Source organism: Mesorhizobium sp. M1406 (assembly GCF_040317555.1).
Classification (GTDB): domain Bacteria; phylum Pseudomonadota; class Alphaproteobacteria; order Rhizobiales; family Rhizobiaceae; genus Mesorhizobium.
Genome location: NZ_JAMYKW010000193.1, coordinates 1 through 628 on the forward strand (window position 1 = coordinate 1; position 628 = coordinate 628).

Genomic DNA, 628 nt, shown 5'->3' on the forward strand with positions numbered 1-628 from the left:
ACCTGGACGGACTACCTTCGCCTCAATCATCGTCTGACGGAAGTGGACAAGGAACTGGACGAGCGTGTCTTCCAGTTGCACGCGGGAGAGGAAGCGCCTCAGATGACACTTTCCATCGAGCGACCGACAAGCTCGGCCCGCAAGCCCGAGCACTCAGCTTTTCGCCATCCCCGTCATTGAAGCCTGGCCGGCACAGAAAACGCGATTCTTGTCTATCGCGCTCAAACCGGTGCGGGAGACGGACAATCCACCAAAATTCGATGATGGGTGGCAGAGAAGAACCCCAGGCTGAGAGTGCGACCGATCGGTCCCAACCGTGAAGCGGAGCCTGGGGCTACAGCGGCATGCGACTATTGCCGCGTGGCACCTTTTGAATTTAAAGTCTTCCTCAGTCCGCCTCGCTGATCCGGGCCAACGCTATCTTGAGGTTGGCATTTTGTCCCGCCAGCTCGCTGAGACGATCACGTTCGGCGGCGACCACATCCGGACTGGCGTTGGCAACGATGCACCCGCGCGGAGCGTGCTGTTGCTGGAAGCAGGAAGGCATGATCGGCCAAAGCCGGGAGAGGTGCTGCCGGCAGTAGCGAATGGGCTGCTGCGTCAGCTTGGTGTCTGGACGCCGTTCGCC

The 628-nt window shown here is 60.4% G+C and carries 2 protein-coding genes; one reads left to right on the forward strand and one right to left on the reverse strand.

Annotated elements, in window-relative coordinates; translation table 11 throughout:
• The coding region (locus NKH03_RS34905; RefSeq protein ID WP_352973391.1) for an MFS transporter at positions 1-180 on the forward strand (180 nt) is incomplete at its 5' end.
• A 208-nt stretch (positions 181-388) separates the two neighbouring features.
• On the opposite strand, the gene NKH03_RS34910 is transcribed toward NKH03_RS34905, so the two are convergent.
• The coding region (locus NKH03_RS34910; protein ID WP_352973393.1) for a hypothetical protein at positions 389-628 on the reverse strand (240 nt) is incomplete at its 5' end.